Origin of the sequence: Sphingomonas sp. BK345, assembly GCF_014193845.1 — a bacterium.
Classification (GTDB): Bacteria; Pseudomonadota; Alphaproteobacteria; order Sphingomonadales; family Sphingomonadaceae; genus Sphingomonas.
Genome location: NZ_JACHZX010000001.1, coordinates 539800 through 559386 on the forward strand (window position 1 = coordinate 539800; position 19587 = coordinate 559386).

The window sequence follows — 19587 nt, forward strand, 5'->3', positions numbered from 1 at the left end:
CGCCGGCTCAGTCGACGAAGAGCAGCGCCGGCGCCTCGATAAGCCCCTTCAATGCCTGCACGAAGCTGGCCGCATCGTGCCCGTCGACCACGCGGTGATCGCAGCTGATCGAGAGATTCATCAGCTTGGCCCTGCGGATGGCATCGCCGCGCCCAGCCTCTTCGGGGGCGACAAAGACGGGGCGCTCGACGATCTTGTTCGGGCCTATGATCGCCACCTCGGGTCGGTTGATCACCGGCGTGGTCGCGATCCCGCCGAGCGGGCCTAGCGAGGTGAGCGTGATCGTGCCGTTGCCGAGCTCGTCGGGGCGCAGCTTGCCCGCGCGTGCCGCGGCGGCGAGTCGCGCGATCTCGGTGGCGAGCTGCCAGACGTTGCGGTCCTGCGCGTCGCGGATCACCGGCACGGTCAGCCCGGCGTCGGTCTGCGCCGCCATGCCGAGATGGACGCGGCCGTGGCGCGTCACCACGCCGGCCTCGTCGTCGTAGCGCGCGTTGAGCATCGGGAAGTCGGGCAAGGTGCGGCACAGCGCCACGATCAGCAGCGGGAGCAAGGTCAGCTTGGGCCGCTCGCCGCGGCGCGCGTTGAGCTGCGCGCGCAGCGCCTCCAGCGCGGTGACCTCGATCTCCTCGACATAGGTGAAATGCGGGATGTGGCGCTTCGCCGCGGCCATGTTCTCGGCGATGCGGCGGCGCATGCCGATGACGCGGACCTGCTCGTCGTCGCGCGCGCGGCTCACGTGGGGCGGGTGGTAGCCGTCGCCACCGCCGTAGCGGAGGAAGGCGTCGAGATCGGCGTGGCGAATGCGGTCGCCCTCGGCGACGCGGACCCGCGCGAGGTCGACGCCGAGGTCACGCGCGCGGGCGCGCACGGCGGGGGAGGCGAGAACGGGGCGACCCAAATCCTCCCCGGAACGGGGAGGGGGACCGTCAGCCGAAGGCTGATGGTGGAGGGGGGGCTCCGCGGGCGGAGCGGCAGCTGGAGGGAGCTCCTCCGCCGGCAGCGTTCGCGGAGTCCCCCCTCCACCACGCCCTGCGGGCGCGGTCCCCCTCCCCGTCCCGGGGAGGATTTGGCTCTCCTCCACTCCCGGATTCTCCGCTTCGAGCGTGTCCTCCTGCACCGGGGGCGGCACGTCAGCGGCATCCGCTCCCTCCCCGTCGGTCTCGATCACCACCAGCGGCGCGCCGATCGAGACCTGGTCGCCGACCTCGCCCGCGCGCTCGACCACCACGCCCGCGACCGGGCTCTCCATCTCGACGGTGGCCTTGTCGGTCATCATGTCGGCGAGCTGCTGGTCTTCCTCGACGCGATCGCCGACCTGGACGTGCCAGGCGACGATCTCGGCCTCGGAAATGCCCTCGCCGATGTCGGGCAGCTTGAAGGTGAAGCGCGCCATGTGGGTTTAGTCCTTGAGAATCTTCTTGAGCGCCTGGCCGATCCGCACCGGGCCGGGGAAATAGGCCCATTCCAGGCTGTGCGGGTAGGGCGTGTCGAAGCCGGTGACTCGCTCGACCGGCGCCTCGAGATGGTAGAAGCAGCGCTCCTGCACCAAGGCGGCGAGCTCGGCGCCGAAGCCGCCGGTGCGCGTCGCCTCGTGCACCACCATGCAGCGGCCGGTCTTCCTCACCGAACGCTCGATCGCTTCGATGTCGAGCGGGACCAGCGTGCGCAGGTCGATGATCTCGGCGTCGACGCCGGTGTCGGCCACCACCTGTGCGCAGACGTGCACCATCGTGCCGTAGGCGAGCATCGTCACCGCATCCCCCTCGCGCACCGTCTTCGCCAGGCCGAGCGGGACGGTGTAATAGCCCGTCGGCACCTCGCCGCCGGGATGCTTCGACCAATTCTCCGCCGGGCGGTCCCAATGGCCGTTGAAGGGGCCGTTGTAGATCCGCTTGGGCTCGAGGAAGAGCACGGGGTCATTGTCCTCGATCGCGGCGATCAGCAGCCCCTTGGCGTCGTACGGGGTCGAGGGGATCACCGTCTTGATCCCCGAGACGTGCGTGAAGATGCCCTCGGGCGACTGCGAGTGCGTCTGCCCGCCGAAAATGCCGCCGCCATAGGGCGAGCGCACCGTGATCGGCGCGGTGAAGTCGCCGGCCGAGCGATAGCGCAGCCGCGCCGCCTCGGAAACGAGCTGGTCGAGCGCGGGATAGATATAATCGGCGAACTGGATCTCGGGCACCGGGCGCAGGCCATAGGCGCCCATGCCGATCGCGACGCCGACGATGCCGATCTCGGTGATCGGCGTGTCGAACACGCGGGTCTTGCCGTACTTCTTCTGCAGCCCCGCGGTGGCGCGGAAGACGCCGCCGAAATAGCCGACGTCCTCCCCCATCACGATCACGTCGGGGTCGCGCGCCATCATCTCGTCCATCGCCGAATTGATCGCCTGAATCATGTTCATGCGGGTGGTGGTGGGGGTGTCGATCGCGTCGGTCATGTCAGTATCCAAATCCTCCCCGCTCGCGGGGAGGGGGACCGCGACGCGAAGCGGCGTGGTGGAGGGGGCTCTCCACCAGCGCTGTCGTCCGCGGAGAGCCCCCTCCACCACCACGCTGACGCGAGGCGGTCCCCCTCCCCGTTCTGGGGAGGATTGGGAGTGCCATCGTCACGTCCGCGCCCACGGCCGGCCGCTCGCGGCTTCCTCGTCGATCATCATCTGGCGCTGCTCGCGCAAGTGCCAGGGCATCTCCTCGAACACGCCGTCGAACAGTGAGTCGAGCGGCTGCGCCAGGCCGTGGCCGAGGATGCCATTCGCCTCCGCCGCCTTCTGCGCGGCGCGGACCTCTTCGGCGACCGCGCGGTCCATCGCCTCCTGCCGCACCTCGTCCCATTCGCCGACCGCGACCAGATGGTCCTTCAGCCGGCGGATCGGGTCGCCCAGCGGCCAGGCGTTCGGCTCGCCGGTGGAGCGATATTGCGACGGGTCGTCGGAGGTGGAGTGGCCCTCGGCGCGATAGGTGAAATGCTCGATCAGCGTCGGCCCGACGTTGGTGCGCGCGCGCTCCGCCGCCCAGAGTGTCGCGGCATAGACCGCGAGCGGGTCGTTGCCGTCGACCCGCAGCCCGGCAATGCCATAGCCGATCGCGCGCGCCGCGAAGGTGGTCGCCTCCGCCCCGGCGAAGCCCGAGAAGCTCGAGATCGCCCATTGGTTGTTCACGACGTTGAAGATCACCGGCGCGCGATAGACGGTGGCGAAGGTCAGCGCCGAGTGGAAGTCGCCCTCCGCGGTGGAGCCCTCGCCGCACCAGGTCGCGGCGATGCGCGTGTCGCCCTTGGAGGCCGAGGCCATCGCCCAGCCCACCGCCTGGGGATATTGCGTGGTGAGATTGCCCGAGATCGAGAAGAAGCCGAAGCGCTTCTCCGAGTACATGATCGGCAGCTGCTTGCCCTGCAGCTTGTCGCCGGTGTTCGAGTAGATCTGGTTCATCATGTCGACCAGCGGGCAGCCGCGCGCGATCAGCAGCCCCTGCTGGCGATAGGAGGGGAAGCACATGTCGTCGGCGTCGAGCGCGTGCGCCGCGGCCACCGCCACCGCCTCCTCGCCGAGCGACTTCATGTAGAAGCTGGTCTTGCCCTGGCGCTGCGCGCGGAACATGCGCTCGTCGAAGGCGCGCACCGTCGCCATGTGGCGCAGCATGCGGCGCAGCGTGTCGGGGCTGAGCCGCGGGTTCCACGGCCCGACCGCCTGGTGCTGCTCGTCGAGCACGCGCACCATCGTATAGGCGAGGTCGGTGAAGTCGCGCGGCGGCGCGGCGGTGTCGGGGCGCGGCGCGGCGCCCGCGGGCGGCACCTCCAGGTCGCCGAAATCGGCCGCGTCGCCGGGGCGGAAGCGCGGCTCGGGGACGTGCAGCGTCAGCGGCTTCAGGTTGCGGGCGTCGCCCAAGGTCCACTCTCCTCGCCGCCCGATTGGGTCCGGGAGGCTTCGTCGGGCTTGTAATTATATTTCAAGCGAAGCGGAAGCCCCTTGATGCTTTACCTGGACCTCGCGCCTGTCGCGTCGAACCGGTTCAGCGTCGCGCGGGTCACGATCCCGATCGCCAAGAGGCCGGCGCTCACCGCGCGTCCCGTGCCGCCGACGTGCACCATGCTCGCGACGAAGATGGCGCCGGCCGCGGCGGTGAAGACCATCGACAGCAGCGGTGCGAGCGGCGCGCGGTACGGCCGCGGCACGCTGGCGCGGCGGACGCGCAGGATCGGCAGCGCGGCGCCGCTCAGCGTCAGGAACAGCCAGTAGACCGGCGCCATATAGTCGACCATGGCCGCGAAGCCCGCGGGCGTGCTGGCGCCCCACAGGATCAGCGGCAGCGTGAGCGCGACCTGGCACCGCACCGCCGCCGGCGCGACCCCGCGCGCGCTGTCCCACCGCCCCAGCCGCGCGAGTGCCGGCGTGTCGCCCGCGAGCGCGGTGAGCGTGCGCCCGCCCACCAGGAACAATGCGTTGAGGATCGCCGCGGTCGCCACCACCACCGCCGCTACCATCGCGATCTCGCCGGCCGGTCCGAGCGCGCGGCGCATCACCGCCGCCGCGGGCGCGGCGCTGGTGGCCAGCCCGGCAGGTCCGAGTACGGTCAGGTAAGCCCAGTTGGCGATCAGGTAGAGTGCGGTCACCGCCGCCATGCCGCCGACCAGCGCATAGGTGATGTCGCGCGGGCGCCGCACCTCGGCCGAGAGCGTCGCTGCGTCGTTGAAGCCGCCGTAAGCGAGCATCACGTAGATCATCGCGGTGCCGACGCCGCCCGGGCGCGGCATCGTCCCCGGTGCGGGAGCATCGACGCCGCGCAGCCACACCCCCGCCCCGCCCAGTGCGAGCAGCGCGATGATGACGAGCGCGACGAGCACCACCTCGCCGCGCACGCTCGTCGCCAGCCCGCGCAGATTGAGCAGCCCCAGCAGCAGCACCGCCGCCACCGCGACCGCCGCCCGCGCAATGGATCCCATCGGCACCAGCGCGGCGAGATAGTCGGTGCTCACGAACGCGAGCATCGCCGCCGAGGCGGTGAAGATTACCGTGAAACGCGACCAGCCGAACAGGAAGGCGATCGTGTCGCCAAAGGCTTCCTTGAGGAAGCGATAGTCGCCGCCTTCGTGCGGGAAAGCGGTGCTGAGCTCGGCGTAGCAGAGCGCGCCGGCGAGCGCGACCATCCCGCCCGCCAGCCACGCGGCATATATCGCGGGCGCGCTGCCGAGCGCGGCACCGACCGCCGCCGCAGAGCGGAAGATGCCCGCGCCCACCACCATCCCGACCACCACCGCCCCGGCCTGCCACGGCCCGGGCGCATGGCGTGCCCGAACGCCCGTGCCCGGGGCGTCGGCCCGCTCGTATTTTTCCGGTGTTCCCGCTGGCTCGGTCATCATCCCCTCATAGGATGGGAGATGACGAGAGCGCGCGGCACGGCCCTGGTGGGAATGGAGTGGATCGGCGGCACTGCGTTCGTGCTGCTGGCGAGCAGTCCCGCCGCGGCGCAGACCGCGACCTTCGCGAACATCGACGCGCCAGCGGACGTCACCGTGATCGCCGCCCGCGGTGCGCCGCGCAGCGTGGCGGAGAGTGCGGTGCCCGTGGACGTGATCGGCGGCGACACGATCCGTCAGGCGAGCCCGGCGGGGGATCTCGGACAGGCGCTCGAGCAGCTGGTGCCGAGCGTCAACTTCCCGCGCCAGTCGAATTCCGGGGTCGGCGACGCGGTACGCGCGGCGCAGCTGCGCGGCCTGTCGCCCGACCAGCTGCTCGTCCTCGTCAACGGCAAACGCTATCATACCACGTCGACGCTGGCGCTCGACTCCACGATCGGTCGCGGCACCGCCCCGGTCGATCTCGCCACGCTGCCCACCGGCGCGATCGCACGCGTCGACGTGCTGCGCGACGGGGCGGGTGCGCAATATGGCTCCGACGCGATCGCCGGCGTGATCGATCTGGGGCTCGACCGGCGGGCCAGCGGCGCGATCGCCGATCTGAGCTATGGCAGCAATCTCACCGCACCCGGCGCGATCGGCCGGCGGCTGCGTGACGGCGCGACGGTCCAGGCCGCGCTGGAACTCGGCACCGGGCTCGGCGACGGCTTCCTGACGGTGGGCGGCGACTGGTCGCACCAGCAGGGCACCGACCGCGCCGGGTACGATCGCGGCGGCTACTATCTGTCGAACGGCAGCGCGACCGATCCGCGCAACACGCGCCTGCTCGGCCGGCGGCTGTTCAAGCTGGGCGACCCCGCCGCCTCGGGCTTCCACCTGTGGTACAATGCGGAGACGTCGGTCGCGCCGGGGCTCACGCTCTACGGCTTCGGCATCGCGCAGGTGCGGCGGGCACTGGGGAGCAACTTCTTCCGCTGGCCCGTCATCGTCGACGGCGACGGCGACGATTATCTGCCGGTCGCGCAGCCGGGTGGCACCGCCGGCTTCCGCCCGGTGTCGGTGATACACGACCGGGACGGCTCGGGCACGCTCGGGCTGCGCGGCGCCGTCGGCGGGTGGCGGGTGGACGGGAGCGTCACCTATGGCGCCAACGCGATCGACGATGACCTGCGCGAGAGCGTCAATTACTCGCTCGGCGCGGCGAGCCCCACGCGCTTCCATCTCACCTCGCTGCGCTCGGACCAGCTGGTCGGCGACCTCGATCTCACCCGCGACTATGAGGTCGGGCTGGCCGTGCCGCTGACGGTCTCGGGCGGGATCGAGCTGCGGCAAGAGCGCTGGCGCGCCGGGCCGGGCGACCCTGCCTCCTATGCCGTCGGGCCGCTCGCCGATCCCGCTATGCTCGGGCTTCAGCCCGGCGCACAGGCCGGCCCCGGCCTAACGCCCGAGGACGCGCGCCGCGTCGCGCGGTCGGTGGCGGCGGGCTATGTCGAGACCAGCACCGAGCCGCTGCCGGGGATCACGGTCGACCTGGCGGCGCGCGCGGAACGGTATAGCGACGCGGGTGCCGCGCTCGCCGGCAAAGCGGCGTGGCGCGCCGCGCTGGGGCACGGGGTCGCGCTGCGCGGCTCGGTCTCGAACAGCTTCCGGGCGCCCGCGCTGGCGCAGCGCGGCCTGTCCTCCACCACGCTCGGCTTCGGCGCGGGCGGACAGCTTCGCCGCATCGCGACGCTGGCGGTGGACAGTCCGGCGGCGCGGGCGCTCGGCGCGGCGCCGCTGCGGGCGGAGCGCAGTCTCAACCTGTCCGGCGGGATCGTCGCCGCCCCTGCGGGGGGGCTGCGACTGACGCTCGACCTCTTCCAGATCCAGGTGCGGCGCCGGCTCACCTTGTCCGAGCGGTTCGATCTCACCGCGCTGGACGAAGCCGCGCGCGCGGCGCTCGGGCTGGAGCGGTACGACGCGATCAACTTCTTCACCAATGCGGTGGATCTGCGCACCCGCGGGATCGAGGCGACGGGCGAGCAGCGGTTGGCGCTTGGCGCGGCACGGCTCACGCTGTCTGCCGGCTACAGCTATGCCGCCAGTGCGATCCGACGCGTCGCGGCGCCGCCGCCGCAGCTCGCCGCGCACGGGATCAGCGGTGCGTTGGTCGGGCTGGAGGAGGCGAACACGCTCGACGGCGCGGCGCCGCGTGACAAGCTGATCCTCGGTGCCGAGCTGGGCCGCGAACCATGGTCGGCGATGCTCCGCGCGACGCGCTTCGGCGCGGTCACCCACCAGTTCGATTTCGGTGCGGGGGACACGCCGTCGCAGCGGTTCGCCGCGCGCTGGTCGCTCGACGCGGAATGGTCCTTCTCGCTGTCGCCACGGCTGCGCCTCGCGGTCGGCGGGATCAATCTCGCCGACGCCTATCCGGCGCCGTCCGGCGACGCGATCAACGGTGCGGGCAATCTCGCCTACGATCCGCTCTCGCCGATCGGGGTCAACGGGCGTTATCTGTACGCGCGGGGACGAATCGCCTTCTGAGCATCACGGACTCGACTCAACCCATTAGAACAAAGTAAGAACGACGCTCCACCAGCGAGTCGTCACCTGTGTCCGAGTCGAGCGTCCTCCAGTCCCTGCGCGATACGCTCAGCGCGATCGAGGGCGACGGCCATCGCCGTCGCCCGGTACTGCCGTTCGGCGTGCCCGCGGTCGACGAGCGGCTCGCCAACGGCGGGCTGCGGCTCGACGCGCTGCACGAGGTCGCCGCCGCCACCCCCGCGATGGGCGACGACGCCTCGGCCACGCTCTTCCTCGCCGGCGTCGCCGCGCGCGCCTGGGGACCGGTCCTGTGGGTGGTGCGGCGGCGCGACCTGTTCGCGCCCGGCCTCTACCAGTCGGGTCTCGCGCCCGATCGCGTGCTATACGCCGAGGCGAGCGACGACGCCGAGGTGCTCGCGCTGATGGAGGAAGGCCTGCGCCACCGCGCGCTCGGCGCGGTGATCGGCGAGACGCGCCGCGCGGCGATGGCCTCGACGCGGCGGCTCCAGCTTGCCGCCGAGGGCGGGCGCACCATCGCCCTGCTGCTCAAGCGCCACGCGCGCGAGGGCGCTGACCCGCTCGCGGTGCCGTCCGCGGCGGTGACGCGCTGGCGCGTCGGCTCCGCCCCCTCGGCGCCGCTGCCGGTGGCGGGCGTCGGGCGCGCGCGCTGGGATCTCGCGCTGGTGCGGCAACGCAACGGCGAATCTTTTCAGACAATCGTGGAGGCATGCGATGAGACGGGTCGCATCGCTCTACCTGCCCGACTGGTCGATCGACCGGCTGCGGCGGGCAGAGCCGGCGCTCGCGCCGCCGCCTGAGCGCGTGGCGCTCGACCTCGCCGCGCTGAAGGCGGCGGGTGACGCCGAGCAGGGCGGCAAACAGTGCGACGCGCCGCGCAACACCGGCTGGCGCCCGGGCGCGCGCTGGGCGCGCGACGACGGCGGCTATCTGCCCGGCCCGCTGCGCGGCGTCGACGAGGCGACCGGCGGCGCGGGGGCGTGCTGGGCGGGCGAGACGCGTGCCGACGTCGCGCGCCGCGTCGCCGCGATCGCGCCGCACCAGCGCCCGCCGATGCGCGAGATGGGCCGCCGCAGCGAGGCGGCGGAGCATCCGTTCAAGCGGCTGCCCGGCGACGATGGGGGCAAGTCGAGCGGCTGGCCCGAGCCGGTGATGGCGCCGGTGCGCACCTGCGGCGAGGGCGTGCGGCCGACCTCACGCCAGCGCGAGCGCGGCAGCAGTGCGGCCGGGGCGCGACCGTCACCCCCCTTGTCGCCGTCAGACAGAGCCCAGGGTACCGCGAGCCAACCCACCCCGGTGCCCGCGGCACGATGGACCGCGGCGCAAGGTCGGGGTGACGACGCGCGCCCCTTACCCTCTTTCGCCTCGTCGTCCCGGACGTGTTCCGGGATCCAGGGTGCCGCGAGCGAACCGGCGGCGACTCGCGCGGGACGACGGCTCTCCGCGCAGGGCCGCGGTGACGAGGCGCGCCCCTCGCCCTCCTTCGCTCCGTCATCCCGGACGTTTCCCAGTATCCACGGTCCCGCGCCTTCAGCGGCCGAGGCGGGCGCGGAAAACTGGATCCCGGAACAGGTCCGGGATGACGGCAAAGCGCGAGAGGGTGCGAACCCCACCGTCCGCCTCGTGGCGCACGTCTCCACCGCAATTGACGGTCCTGCGGCTTCCATCTCAGACACCCCCGCCGTACCCGCGCCCCACCCCGCCTCGCGCGTCTCCCACGTCTCCCCCGCGCTGAGCGGCGCGTGGAACGCGATGCCCGCGATCCGCTATCCCGGCGACGGGCCGCACCCGGACAAGACCGCCGCCAAGGAGCGCCGACCCGGCTCGAACGACCCCGGCGCCGCGGTGAAGGAGGTCGCCGCCTTCTTCGACACCGGCCGCACCACCGCGGGCACGGTCGCGCGCGTCTGCCGCGACCCCGCCGCGGCCGCCCCTCCCGGCCCCGCATACGACATCGCGCCGCCGCTCGTCACCGTCCAGAAGGTGGGCAGCCGGGTCGAGATCGCCGCCGCCTCCGCCGCGGCGCGCGCGATCGGGGTCGAGCCCGGCATGGCGCTGACGCAGGTGCGCGCCGCTACCCCCGAGATCGTCGTGCGCGACGCCGACCCGGAGGGCGACCAGCGCGCGCTGCATCGGCTCGCGGTCGCGCTGGCGCGGCGCTGGACGCCGGTGGTGGCGATCGAGGACTCGCAGTCGCTGCTGCTCGACCTCACCGGCGTGGCGCATCTCCACGGCGGCGAGTCACGGCTGGCGCGGCGGCTGGTGCGGCTACTCGCGCGGCTCGGAATCACCGCGCGCGTCGCGATCGCCGATACCGCGGGCGCCGCCTGGGCCTGCGCGCACCATGCCGAGCCCGAGCAGGGCGGCGTGACGATCCTGCCGCCGGGCGCGACGCTCGACGCGCTCGCGCCGCTGCCGGTGGCGTCGCTCCGCGTCGACGAGCGCGCGCTCGAGCTGCTGCGCCGGCTCGGCGTCGACACCGTCGGCCAGCTCGCCGCGCTGCCGCGCGCGCCGCTGGCGCGCCGCTTCGGCACCGCGCTGGCACAGCGGCTCGACCAGGCGAGCGGGCGCGCGCCCGAGCCGCTCGCCCCGGTGGTGCCGCCGGTGGCGATCACGGTGGAGCAGCGCTTCGCCGAGCCGCTGCTCACCGCCGAGCCGATCGCGCACTGGATCGGGCAATTGGTCGACCGGCTCGCCGCCGAGCTGGCGCGCGCGGGGCGCGGCGCGCGCCAGCTGCTGCTCGCCGCCACGCGGGTCGACGCCGCGGTGCAGACGCTGCGGGTCGGCTTCGCGCGGCCGACGCGCGCGCGCGATCACCTGCGCCGGCTGCTGCTGCGCCGCGTCGAGCGGATCGACCCCGGCTTCGGGATCGAGGCGCTGACGCTCCACGTCCAGCGCGCCGACCCGCTCGCGCCCGAGTATCTCGACGGCGACCTTGCCGAGGGCGAGCGCCCCGACCTGGCGCCCCTGGTGGACGCGATCGTCAACCGCATCGGCGCGGCGCGGCTGTGGCGCGCGCGCGCGGTGGAGAGCGACGTGCCCGAGCGCTCGGTGGCGGGTGCCGCGCCGCTCGACCCGCCCGAGCGCGCCGCGCCGACGCTGCGCCGCGACGACGTGCGCCGGCTCGACACGCGCGACGCGGACCATCCGTGGCACCCGCGCTGGCCGCGCCCGACGCGGCTGCTGCGCCGCCCCGAGCCGCTCGACCATGTCCTGGCCGAGCTACCCGACCAGCCACCCAAGCGCTTCACCTGGCGCGGCGAGTCGCATGTCGTGGTGTGCGGCGACGGGCCCGAGCGGATCGCGGGCGAGTGGTGGCGCCGCCGCGGCGAGCGCGACGCGGTGCGCGACTATTACCAGGTCGAGGACGAGGCGGGCCGGCGCTACTGGTTGTTCCGCCGCGGCGACGGCGAGCGCGGCGCGACCGGCGACCTGACCTGGTACATGCACGGGACGTTCGGGTGAGCGGGCGTTGCCTCCCGCCGGTGCGGGGTAGGCCGTGGTGCGACGGCGTCGGCGGCCGACTCTTCGCCGCGGTGCTCCCGCGCACGCAGGAGCCTAGGGTATCGAGCGCCGACGACTGTGCCCGCAGTTGGTGGACGGCGTGCCGCTTGGCCCTGGGTTCCCGCGTACGCGGGAACACGGCGGAAGGTACCGTCGGGTGGGCTCGCATGCGGCGGACGATGCGCCGCGCGGGTCTGTGTTCCTGCCGACACAGGAGCATGATGGTGGGAGACGATCCCCTCCCTCCTCCACTCGATTACACCGGCGACCTACGCGCCGCCGCCCTCCTCTCGCGTCGCCCCGGCGGAGGCCGGGGAGCAGTTGGGAAGGCTTTCGTGAGACTCACCGGCGTCCTCCACCTGGGCCCCGGCTTCCGCCGGGGCGACGGTAGCGGGTGTGGTCGCCGTATCGCTTCCATCACTGCTGTACCGGGCGGCAACGCCTGGCACTGCTACGACTCTCAGCGACTCCCCCCGAACGTCACCTCTACCCCCTCACCCCCGCGCGTCGATCGCACGGACATGCCCCGCCGCGGCATAGCGCAGGATATGCTCGTCCGCCGTGATCAGCGCGGCGTCGAGCGCGCGCGCGGTCGCCACCATCAGCCGGTCGCATGGGTCGCCGTGGAGGCCGTTGCCGAGCCGCCCCGCCTCCAGCGCGATCGCGCGCGACACGGGCACGTCACGCGCCGCGAGGCTCGCGAGGCTGCGCTCGACCCATGTGTCGAGCGGCAGGGCGAGCACCAGCCGGCCGCGATCGACGAGCATCGCGATCTCCCACGCCACCATCGCCGAGACGCGACGGTCGTCATCCCCCGCGATCGACGCGCGGGCGCGCGCGCCCAGCCGCGGCGAGTCGTCGACCGCCCAGATCACGACATGCGTGTCGAGCAGGATCACCGCGGCGGCGTGTCGGCGCGCGCCGCGAAGCCGAGCGAGTCCCACGCCGCGTCACGCGCGCCGTCGTCCGGCTCGAGCGGCGCGACGATGTCGCCGTGAACCGCCACCGTGCCCCGCATCGCGCCGAACGGCCCGGCATCGTCGGCGCGCAGCTCGCGCGCGGTGAGCGTCAGCGCGGGGCGACCGCGCCGCGTGATCGTCAGCGGCTCGCCGCTGCGCTCCATCTCGCCCAGCAGCGCGAGGCAGCGCGCCTTGAACTCGGTGATGCCGACGACCTTGCCCATCCGCGCCTCCAACTGACCATCTCATCTAGTCGGTTCGACCCGTGACGTACAGCGAGCTCCAGGTCACCACGCATTTCTCGTTCCTGCGCGGCGCCTCGTCGTGCGAGCAGCTCGTCGCCACCGCGGCGGCGATGGGGATGCCCGCGCTGGGCGTGGTCGACCGCAACTCGGTCGCGGGCGTGGTGCGAGCGCTCTACGCCTGCGACCAGGTGCGCCGCGACAGCGGGCTCGAGGTGCGCTCGATCCCGGGCTGCCGGCTCGACCTGGTCGACGGCGCCTCGCTGCTGGTCTGGCCCGAGGACCGCGCCGGCTGGTCGCGGCTGACCGAGCTGCTCAGCCGCGGCAAGGCGCGCGCCGACGCGCAACGCGGCGAGAAGGGGCGCTGCTTCCTCCACTGGGAGGACGTCGCCGCGCACGCCAAGGGGCTGGTCGCCGCGCTGGTCCCGGGCCACGCGCCCGACCCCGAGCCGATGCGCTGGATGGCCGACCTGTTCGGCGACGCCGGCCACGTCTGCCTCACCCATTACCGCCGCCCCGGCGAGCAGCTGCGACTGCACCGGCTGAGCGAGGCAGCGCGCGCGCACGGGCTGACTCCGCTCGCCAGCGGCGACGTGCTGTACCACGCACCCGAGCAGCGCATGCTCCAGGACGTCGTCACCGCGATCCGCGAGAAGTGCACGATCGACGAACTCGGCCTCCGCCGCGAGCGCAGCGCCGACCGCCACCTCAAGCCGCCGGGCGCGATGGCGCGGCTGTTCCGCGACCGGCCCGAGGCGATCGCCGCCGCGGCGGCGATCGTCGAGCGCTGCACCTTCTCGCTGCGCGAGCTGCAATACCAATATCCCGACGAGCTGGTGATGAGCGGGCGCAGCGCGCAGGAAGCACTCGCCCGCCTCTCGCGCGACGCGCTGGCGCGCCTGTTCGAGGGCACGCCCCCGGCGCGCTACGCCGAGCAGCTCGAGCACGAGCTGACGCTGGTCGAGCGGATGAGCTACGCGCCCTATTTCCTCACGGTCAACTCGATCGTCAGCTTCGCGCGCGGGCAGCAGATCCTGTGCCAGGGGCGCGGCAGCGCGGCCAATTCGATCATCTGCTACGTGCTCGGCATCACCTCGATCGACCCGATCAAGCACCAATTGCTATTCGAGCGCTTCATCTCGGAGGAGCGCAGCGAGCCGCCCGACATCGACATCGATTTCGAGCACGAGCGGCGCGAGGAAGTGATCCAGTGGATCTACGAGAGCTACGGCCACGACCATGCCGCGCTGACCGCGGTGGTCAGCCGCTTTCGCACCCGCGGCGCGATCCGCGAGGTGGGCAAGGTGCTCGGCCTGCCCGAGGACATGACCGGCGCACTCGCCAGCCAGGTCTGGGGCTGGTCGAACGAGGGCGTGCCGACCGAGCATGTCGCGGCGCTCCACCTCGACGCCGCCGAGCCGCGGCTGGCGCTCGCGCTCGATCTCGCCAAGCAGCTGATCGGCACGCCGCGCCACCTGTCGCAACACCCCGGCGGCTTCGTGCTGACGCGCGACCCGCTCCACCAGCTCGTCCCGATCGAGCCCGCCGCGATGGTGGACCGCCGCGTGATCGAGTGGGAGAAGGCCGACATCGAGGAGCTCGGCTTCATGAAGGTCGACATTCTCGGGCTCGGCATGCTGGGCTGCATGCGCCGCGCCTTCGACCTGCTCGCCGCGCACAAGAACGTCGACATGGACCTTGCCAGCGCGCCGTTGCAGGGCGACGATCCGGCGACCTACCGGATGATCCAGCAGGCCGACACGCTCGGCGTATTCCAGATCGAGAGCCGCGCACAGATGAGCATGCTGCCGCGGATGAAGCCGAAGACCTTCTACGACATCGCCATCCAGGTCGCGATCGTGCGGCCGGGGCCGATCCAGGGCAACATGGTCCACCCCTATCTCAAGCGCCGCGAGGGCCGCGAGACGGTGGAATATCCCAATGAGGCGCTGCGCGCGGTGCTGGAGAAGACGCTGGGCGTGCCCTTGTTCCAGGAGCAGGCGATGCAGGTCGCGATCATCGCCGGCGGCTTCACACCCGGCGAGGCCGACGAGCTGCGCCGCGCGATGGCGACCTTCAAGCTGACCGGCGGGGTCGGGCGCTTCCGCGAGCGGCTGATCGCAGGGATGCGCGGCAACGGCATCAGCGAGGCCTTCGCCGAGCGGCTGGTGGCGCAGATCGAGGGCTTCGGCAGCTACGGCTTCCCCGAGAGCCACGCCGCCAGCTTCGCCAAGATCGCCTACGCCTCGTCGTGGATGAAATGCCACCACCCCGACGTGTTCTGCGCGGCGCTGCTCAACGCGCAGCCGATGGGATTCTACGCCCCCGCGCAGATCGTCCGCGACGCACGCGCGCACGGCGTGGAGGTGCGCCCGCCCTGCGTGCTGGAGAGCGAGTGGGACACCGCGCTGGTGGAGAGGGGGGAGTCGCTGGCGGCGCGCGGGTTGAGCGTGCGGCGTGGGGCTGAGGCTAGCGACGCGGGTAAGATTGAACCCTCCTCATCTCCGCTTCGGTTCGCCCCGCTGCGGCTCGGCCTGCGCGTGATCCACGGCCTGTCCGGCGAGGACGCCGGGCGGATCCTCACCGCGCGCGCCCACGCGCCGTTCCGCTCGGTCGAGGACCTGTGGCGCCGCTCGGGCGTGCCGCTGGCGACGCTCGAGAAACTGGCGCGCGCGGACGCCTTTCACGCGCTTGGGCTCGACCGGCGCCAGGCGCTCTGGGCGATCCGCGGGCTGGGCGAGACGCCGCTGCCGCTGCTCGCCGGGATCGAGCGCCGCGAGGAGCCGGTGACGCTCGCCAAGCTCACCCAGGGGCGCGAGGTGGTGGAGGATTATCGCGCCACGCAGATGTCGCTGCGCGCGCACCCGCTCGAGTTCCTGCGCCCGCGGCTCGACGACGCGCGGGTGACTCGCTGCGGCGATCTCGCCGGCAAGCATGGCAAGATGGTCGAGGTCGCCGGCATCATCCTGGTGCGCCAGCGCCCCGGCTCGGCCAAGGGCGTGCTCTTCATCACGATCGAGGACGAGACCGGGGTCGCCAACGGCATCCTCTGGCCCGATCGCTTCGAGGCGCAGCGCCGCACCGTGATGTCGTCGGCGATGGTCAGCCTGAAGGGGTGCGTGCAGCAGGAAGGCGCGGTGATCCACGTCATCGTCGACCGGGTCACCGATCTCACCGCGATGCTGCGCTCGGTCGGCGACGTCGACCTGCCGCGGCTGGTGGCGCGCGGCGACGGCGCCACCTACCCCGGCGCGCCCGACCGCGGCGACAAGGGCTGGCAGCCGCGCCCGCGCTCCGACTATCACTTCCGCGAGCGGCGCGACGACGTGATCCCGATCGCCAGCCACGACTTTCACTGACCGCAACTATCTACAATCTTCGACAAGCATTTAGCGTCATCGTGCCGATGGCCGACGCGCGCCGCCCACTCTCTCGGACGACCCGCTTATGGCCGCTGCCCTGCACCAGATCGTCTATATCATCCGCGCCACTGCGCCGCTCTCCGACGACGCGGCGGCGGCGCTGTGCCGTGCCGCGGCCGAGCGCAACCGCGGCGCCGGCATCACCGGCCTGCTGCTCCACGACGGGACGCGCTTCATCCAGGCGATCGAGGGCGAAGGGGCCGCGTTGCGCGCGCTGATGGTACGCATCGCGCGCGACCCGCGCCACCACGCGATCGGCTATGTCAGCGATGGTCCCGTCGCCGCGCGGCAGTTTGGCGAGTGGGCGATGGACTATCGCCGCGTCGACGACATCCCCGCCGCGGCCGACTTTCTCACGACGGTCAAGCGCGCGCTCGCGGGGGTCGAGGACCCCGGCCTGCTCGCCGCCTTCATCGGCTTCGCGGTGATCGGGCGCGGAGAGCGCCGCCGCGGCTTTGTCCCGCGCTGAGACGGCGGATCGTGCCGCTTCGCGGCGACCGTCCCAACCCACAGCAATTTAGCTTGAACTTTCCGTTGCTTTACAACATCGCCCGGCGGCGCGATCCCGGCCCCTGGCCGCTGCGGACGCGATCGCAGCCGGGACGCAGGACAACAGAACGGATGAGCACGGGCTCCGATCGTCGAGGCACGCATGCTGGCACTTAAGCCGTCGCGACGCGCGCGCCAGCTGCTCGGCCTGCTGCGACACCCGGTCGAACAGGTGCGGCTGCGACGCGCCATGTCGCGCGCGCGTCGCGCCGGCGTCGCCGCGTCCAAGGACGCCGGCGCGCGTCATGGGTCGTTCAAATATGTCGGCGCCTATCTTGCCACCCCGCTCAGCCGCCGCCAGCGGCTCGCCGCGCTGATCCACCACCATGACTTCGTCGGCCGCCACGCCGCGGCACACGGCGCCACGCTGTGGCGGGCGCCGTTCACGCTGTGGGAGCGGCACGATGAGGAGGGCCGCCACCACGCGGTGCTGCTCACCCCCGCGCGACTGGCGCCGATGGAAGGCGAGGTGGAGCTCGCCTTCCTGCTCGACGGGCAGCGGCTGTTCACGCTGACCTTCGCGCTGGTGAGCGGCGCGCTGGTCGGCGCCGCGGACGTGCCGGTGCTGCTCGTCGGCGGGCTGCAGGGCGGCTATCAGGTGCGCGAGGAGCTGCGCTACGCCGCGCGCGCCAACGGCGAGATCGCCGCACCGACGCTGCTGCTGCTCGCCGCGGCGACGCTGGCAGAGGCGCTCGGCGCCGCGCTGCTGGCCGGCCCGTCGAACCGGACCCAGGTGGCGGCCGGCTATGTCGTGGACGGACGGTCGAGCTCGCTCGACTATGACGAGCTCTGGGCCAAGCTCGACGGCGAGCGCACCGCCGCCGACTTCTTCCTGGTCGACCCACGCCGCGAGGAACCGGAGGAGGGCGAGGTCTCGGGCAAGCACCGCTCGCGCACGCGGCGCCGACGCCGGATGCGCGCCGCGCTGCGCGCCGAGATGCTCGCCGCACTCGCGGCGGCGACGGGGCGAATGGATCTCGTCGCGGCACCTTTGTAGAAAAGTACCGCATTCAACTGTGGTGGCACAGTATAGTGTAAGGTTTACCCGCGCACCCAGCCGACTTGCCCGATTGACTCAGTCAACAAGAAAGCGCAGCGTCTCGCCCGTTCCAGCGTCAACACTGGAGGCGATCATGACAGAACAGCGTCAACACGAGCTCGACGAGTCCGAATCCGCGCGCGTCACGCGCCTATCGAGCGAGATCAAGGAGCGGCTCGACGAGTTGGCCACGATCTTTCGCGGCGCCGTCGGGCTCGGCGAAGTGCCCGAGGATGCGCTCAAGTTCGAGGCCAAGACGGTGAAGCGCGGCGAGCGCCGGCTCCAGACGGTCGAGCTGATCTGCGACGGCAGCGACTGCGGTTGTATCACCACGTTCCCGAACGGCCGGGTCCTCGTCGAATGGCCCTGCGGGACCGCGGGTTGAGGCAGACGCCTATTGCCCGTCCTGCCCGTAGCGCTGCTGTAGCGCGCGGGTGACGCCGTTGGTCCAGCCGAAGCCGTCCTGCGTCGGATATTCGCCGCCGCCGCCCGCGCGGCTCTCCTCGACGTCATATTTCTCGAGCAGCTTGCCCGAGGCGCGATACTCGCGCTCCACCGTAGCGAGGAAGCGCGTGCCGATCTGTCGCGCCACGCGCTCGGCGCCGTAGCGACGCAGCCCCTCCACCGCGACCCATTGCAACGGCGCCCAGCCGTTCGGCTTGTCCCACTGCTGCCCGGTCGCCGCGGCGGTGGTGCGCAGCCCGTTGGCGGCGAGCAGGTCGCGCTCGATCGTCTGCGCGACCCGCGCGCCGCGCGTCCGCGACGCCACGTCGGTGAACAGCGGGTAGGCCGTCGCCGCCGTGACGCCGGCGCGCAGCCGTGCGGTGGCAAGGTCATAGTCGCCGTAGCGGCCGTCGCGCTCGCTCCACAGCCAGCGCTCGATCGCCCGCTGGCGGGTCGTCGCGGCGCGCTCGAACGTCGCCGCGCAGGGTCGCGCCAGCGCACGGCAGCGCGCCGCGATCGCGCGCTCCATGCCGTAGAGCAGGCTGTTGAGATCGGCCGGGACGATCTTCGTCGTGTCGATCGTCGCCAGCGTCCGCCCGTCGCCGAACCAGCGCGAGCTATAGTCCCAGCCGCTCTCCGCGCCGGCGCGCAGGTCCTTGTAGACGCGCGGATCGCCCTCGCCGGTCGCGACGTCCTCGCGATAGCTCTCGTCGCGCGGGGTCGACTTGCCGTCGCCGTAATGCTGGAGGCGCGCGCCGTCGGGCATGGTCGCGGAACGCTGCTCGATCCAGAAACGATGCTCGGTGAGCAGGGCGTCGAGCCAGCGCGCCTGGGTGGTGCGGTCGACGTCGCGCACCAGCCCCATCATGAGATAAAGGAACGGCGGCTGCGAGCGAGTGACGTAATAGGTCCGCGTCCCGTTGGGGACGTGGCCGTAGCGCTCGACCAGCGAGACGAAATTCTCGATCATGTCGCGGGTGAGTGGCCGCTGGCCGTCCGCCTCCAGGCCCAGCATCGTGAAATAGCTGTCCCAGTAATACATCTCGCGGAAGCGCCCGCCCGGCACGACGTAACGGTGCGGCAGCGCGAGCGCGGAGGAGCCCGGCGGCGGGCTCAGCGGCGGCCGGGTGAGCTGCGGCCAGAGCGCGCGGATGTGCTCGGCGAGCCGCGGCCGCGCCGCGCTGGGGGGCGCGGTGCGACCCGGCTCGGGCACGTCGAAGTTGGCGAGCACGAAGGCGCGCAGCCCGCCATCGTCGAGCGCGCCGGCACGCGCGTAATCGGCCATGATCGCGGCGGGGCTGCGCTTCGGCGTGGCGTCGGCGAAAGTCTTGCCGTCGGGGAAGAGCCGGCGGCGCTGCACCTGGTCGAACAGCGCGCCGAATAGCTCGGCGGGCGAGGCGGGATAGGCGCGCGTCGCGGCGGGGATGGCGGAAGCGGCGGGCGAGGCGGCCGTCTGGGCCGCAGCGACGGCGGGCAGCAGCGCGAGCATCAGCGCCGCTGCCGCTACCGTGCTGCCGCGCACGCGGGAG

At 72.5% G+C, this 19587-nt stretch carries 14 protein-coding genes; 7 read left to right on the plus strand and 7 right to left on the minus strand.

The window, feature by feature from the left end; all coding sequences use genetic code 11:
* Positions 1–7 precede the first annotated feature (7 nt).
* From FHY03_RS02430 to FHY03_RS02445, 4 genes are all read right to left on the minus strand, one after another.
* Positions 8–1393: a dihydrolipoamide acetyltransferase family protein gene (locus FHY03_RS02430; RefSeq protein ID WP_183928520.1), complete on the minus strand. Its 1386-nt coding sequence runs from the start codon at positions 1391–1393 to the stop codon at positions 8–10.
* A 6-nt stretch (positions 1394–1399) separates the two neighbouring features.
* A complete protein-coding gene (locus FHY03_RS02435; protein WP_183922030.1) occupies positions 1400–2404 on the minus strand; it encodes an alpha-ketoacid dehydrogenase subunit beta in 1005 nt (334 codons plus the stop codon).
* A 204-nt stretch (positions 2405–2608) separates the two neighbouring features.
* Entirely contained in the window at positions 2609–3886 is a 1278-nt protein-coding gene (locus FHY03_RS02440; RefSeq protein ID WP_260158617.1) for a 3-methyl-2-oxobutanoate dehydrogenase (2-methylpropanoyl-transferring) subunit alpha, read from the minus strand.
* 89 nt (positions 3887–3975) lie between these two features.
* The gene (locus FHY03_RS02445; protein WP_183928522.1) at positions 3976–5355 is read right to left on the minus strand and encodes an APC family permease; all 1380 of its coding nucleotides are present in this window, start codon (positions 5353–5355) and stop codon (positions 3976–3978) included.
* Positions 5356–5376: 21 nt separating this feature from the next.
* On the opposite strand from FHY03_RS02445, the gene FHY03_RS02450 reads away from it, so the two are divergent.
* The 3 genes from FHY03_RS02450 to FHY03_RS20890 all read left to right on the plus strand — a co-directional run bounded on the left by FHY03_RS02450 (position 5377) and on the right by FHY03_RS20890 (position 11364).
* On the plus strand, positions 5377–7881 hold the full coding sequence (locus FHY03_RS02450; RefSeq protein ID WP_183928524.1) for a TonB-dependent siderophore receptor: 2505 nt from the start codon (positions 5377–5379) through the stop codon (positions 7879–7881).
* Positions 7882–7949: 68 nt separating this feature from the next.
* Entirely contained in the window at positions 7950–8699 is a 750-nt protein-coding gene (locus FHY03_RS02455) for a protein ImuA (RefSeq protein ID WP_311721288.1), read from the plus strand.
* The gene (locus tag FHY03_RS20890) at positions 8614–11364 is read left to right on the plus strand and encodes a hypothetical protein (protein WP_260158618.1); all 2751 of its coding nucleotides are present in this window, start codon (positions 8614–8616) and stop codon (positions 11362–11364) included. Before FHY03_RS02455 ends, FHY03_RS20890 begins: the two co-directional genes overlap by 86 nt.
* A 533-nt stretch (positions 11365–11897) precedes the next feature.
* Here the strand turns inward: FHY03_RS20890 and FHY03_RS02465 are convergent.
* A complete protein-coding gene (locus FHY03_RS02465) occupies positions 11898–12302 on the minus strand; it encodes a type II toxin-antitoxin system VapC family toxin (protein WP_183928526.1) in 405 nt (134 codons plus the stop codon).
* Positions 12299–12586, minus strand: a complete 288-nt coding sequence (locus tag FHY03_RS02470; RefSeq protein WP_183921678.1) for a type II toxin-antitoxin system Phd/YefM family antitoxin — start codon at positions 12584–12586, stop codon at positions 12299–12301. Before FHY03_RS02470 ends, FHY03_RS02465 begins: the two co-directional genes overlap by 4 nt.
* 41 nt (positions 12587–12627) lie before the next feature.
* Between FHY03_RS02470 and FHY03_RS02475 the strand changes: the two genes are divergently transcribed.
* From FHY03_RS02475 to FHY03_RS02490, 4 genes are all read left to right on the plus strand, one after another.
* Positions 12628–15963 carry an error-prone DNA polymerase gene (locus FHY03_RS02475; protein WP_183928528.1) on the plus strand — a complete coding sequence of 1112 codons (3336 nt, stop codon included), beginning with the start codon at positions 12628–12630 and terminating at the stop codon, positions 15961–15963.
* A gap of 88 nt (positions 15964–16051) precedes the next feature.
* A complete protein-coding gene (locus FHY03_RS02480; protein ID WP_183928530.1) occupies positions 16052–16495 on the plus strand; it encodes a BLUF domain-containing protein in 444 nt (147 codons plus the stop codon).
* Between the two features lie 183 nt (positions 16496–16678).
* The gene (locus FHY03_RS02485) at positions 16679–17572 is read left to right on the plus strand and encodes a DUF535 family protein (RefSeq protein ID WP_183928532.1); all 894 of its coding nucleotides are present in this window, start codon (positions 16679–16681) and stop codon (positions 17570–17572) included.
* A gap of 136 nt (positions 17573–17708) precedes the next feature.
* Positions 17709–17999, plus strand: coding sequence for a hypothetical protein (locus FHY03_RS02490; protein WP_183921683.1), 291 nt, complete (start codon positions 17709–17711; stop codon positions 17997–17999).
* Positions 18000–18008: 9 nt separating this feature from the next.
* On the opposite strand, the gene FHY03_RS02495 is transcribed toward FHY03_RS02490, so the two are convergent.
* Positions 18009–19580: a trehalase family glycosidase gene (locus FHY03_RS02495; protein ID WP_311721289.1), complete on the minus strand. Its 1572-nt coding sequence runs from the start codon at positions 19578–19580 to the stop codon at positions 18009–18011.
* Positions 19581–19587: the final 7 nt, after the last annotated feature.